The organism is Candidatus Vagococcus giribetii (assembly GCF_017316185.1).
Lineage (GTDB): Bacteria > Bacillota > Bacilli > Lactobacillales > Vagococcaceae > Vagococcus > Vagococcus giribetii.
The window spans coordinates 1-2,647 of record NZ_JAFLVX010000047.1 but is presented as its reverse complement, the minus strand read 5'-3'; the positions used below and the strand labels follow the sequence as shown (position 1 = coordinate 2,647).

The 2,647-nt window shown below is 38.4% G+C and carries 2 protein-coding genes; both read right to left on the bottom strand.

What is annotated here, in order from left to right; translation table 11 throughout:
• Positions 1-113: 113 nt before the first annotated feature.
• Positions 114-1,520 (bottom strand): dihydrolipoyl dehydrogenase, encoded by a 1,407-nt coding sequence (gene lpdA, locus DOK76_RS12955; protein WP_206968434.1) that lies wholly within the window; start codon positions 1,518-1,520, stop codon positions 114-116.
• A gap of 12 nt (positions 1,521-1,532) precedes the next feature.
• On the bottom strand, positions 1,533-2,647 hold a 1,115-nt coding region (locus DOK76_RS12950), incomplete at its 5' end, for a 2-oxo acid dehydrogenase subunit E2 (protein WP_206968432.1).

Below are 2,647 nucleotides of genomic sequence, written 5' to 3'. Positions count from 1 at the left end.
AAACCAACTCCTTTTCTCTATTTTACCAAGAAAAAAAGACAAAGTATCAAAAATATGATACTTTGTCTACAGTCTGACTGTAGAATAAATTATTCTACAGTTTCTTTACTTTTTTACATGTGGATTGGCAATCCTAAAGCTAATTCAGCAGTATCCATTGTCACTTCTGAAAGTGATGGATGTGAGTGAATTGTTAGAGCGATGTCTTCAGCGTTCATACCAGCTTCAATTGCTAAACCTAATTCAGCAATAATATCACTTGCACTAACACCTGCAACTTGAGCACCAACGATAACGTTGTCTTCTTTAGTTGTTACTAGACGTACAAAACCTTCCATTTTGTTTAATGAAATAGCACGACCATTACCAGCTAATGAGAATTTGTAAGCTTTAACATCTAAGCCAGCTTCTTTTGCTTCTTTTTCAGTGTATCCAACTGTTGCTAATTCTGGATCAGTAAATGCCACAGCAGGCATACCGATGTAGTCAATAGCAACTGCTTTACCTGAAATAGCTTCAGCAGCAATCTTAGCTTCGTAACTTGCTTTGTGAGCTAATGCAGCACCAGGTACGATATCACCAATTGCCCAAATACTTGGTACATTAGTGCGTCCTTGGTTGTCAACTTTAACTAAACCACGTTCAGTCATTTCAACTCCAGCAATTTCTAAGCCTAAGTCATCAGTGTTTGGACGACGACCAACTGTTACCATTACGTAATCAGCTTCGATAGCTTCTTCTTTACCGTTTGCTTCGTATTTAACAGTTACACTGTTACCATTGTCAACAGCTTCTTTAGCCATTGCTTTTGTTACAACAGTGATTCCTTTTTCTTTGAAATCTTTTTCAACTAATTTAACCATGTCTTTTTCAAAAGTTGGTAAAATTTGTGGTGAACCTTCTAAAATAGTTACTTCTGCACCTAAGTTAGCGTATGCTCCACCTAATTCAGCTCCAATAACTCCACCACCAACGATGACAAGTTTTTTAGGAACTTCTGTTAAGTTTAACCCACCAGTTGAATCGATAACGCGGTTACCAAACTTAAATCCACCAATTTCAATTGGACGAGATCCAGTTGCAACGATAGCGTTGTTGAATGAGTATGTTTGAGCACTTTCTTCAGTCATCACACGTAATGTGTTAGCATCTACGAAGAATGCTTCTCCTTCAATGATTTCAACTTTGTTCTTTTTAAGTAACATTCTGATACCTGATGTTAATTTGTTAACAACACCATTATCTTTCCACTCTTGAGTTTTAGCAAAGTCTAAAGTAACATTTTCAGATGTAATACCGAAAATATCTCCATGTTTTGCTTCGTGGAATCTATGTCCTGCATTGATAAGTGCTTTTGAAGGAATACAGCCGACGTTTAAACAAACGCCGCCGATGTATTCACGTTCAATGATAGCAACTTTTTGTCCCATTTGTGCCGCACGAATTGCTGCTACGTACCCACCAGGTCCAGCTCCAATGACAACTGTATCTAATTCTACTGCGAAATCTCCTACTACCATCTATGATTCACCTTATCCTTCCATTAATAATAATTCTGGATCAGCTAATAAACGTTTAATGTTATTCATAGCTTTTTGAGCAGTTGCTCCATCGACAATACGGTGATCAAAACTTAATGATAATTTCATCATACGGCCAACAGCTAACTCACCTTCTGAATTAACAACTGGTTGTTGTGTAATTGTACCAACACCTAAAATAGCAACTTCTGGGTAGTTAATAACTGGTGTAAACCAACCACCACCAACAGAACCGATGTTACTGATTGTTACAGTACCACCACGCATGTCAGCTGCAGCTAATTTTCCTTCTACAGCAAGAGCTGCTTTTTCGTTGATTTCATCAGCGATATCAAACATGCTCTTAGTATTAGCATCTTTTACGTTAGGTACATATAAACCGTGATCAGTATCTGTAGCAATACCGATATTGTAGTAGTTTTTGTAAACTACTTCATCAGTTGTATCATCAATTGACGCGTTTAAGATTGGGTATTTTTTCATTGTAGCAGTTAATGCTTTAACTACGTATGGTAAGAATGTTAATTTAGTGTCTCTTGAAGCAGCCACATCTTTAAATTTCTTACGGTGATCCCACATTTGAGAAACTTCTACATCATCATGTAATGTTACATGAGGAGCAGTATGTTTGCTATTTACCATTGCTTTAGCAATAGCTTTACGTGTTGGAGTCATTTTTTCACGAACTTCAGCTTCTGGAGCACCAACGAATGGTTTAGCTTCAGCTTTTGGTTGTGCAGATGCAGCTGGTGCTGCTGTTGTAGCTTCTACTGAAGGAGCTGCAACTGGTGCGCTACCAAAGTTATCAATATCAGATTTAACAACACGTCCACCTTTTCCAGTTGGTGTCACTAAAGTAATATCAACACCTTTTTCACGTGCGTATTGACGAACTGAAGGCATTGCTAAAACGCGAGTACCAGGTTTACCTGTTGCTTCTGTTGAAGCAGGTGCTGCAGCTGGAGTTGCTGCTGCTACTGGAGCTTCTGCGGCTACTGAAGGGGCATTATTATGACCAGGAGCGTCGATTTCGATTAATACGTCACCTACGTTTGCTACTGTTCCTTCTGAAACAACAACTTTTACTACTTTTCCTGTTACAGGAG

Coding starts and splice junctions, on each gene's coding strand:
- lpdA (WP_206968434.1), bottom strand. CDS start 1,520: ATGGTAGTAGGAGATTTCGCAGTAGAATTAGATACAGTTGTCATTGGA.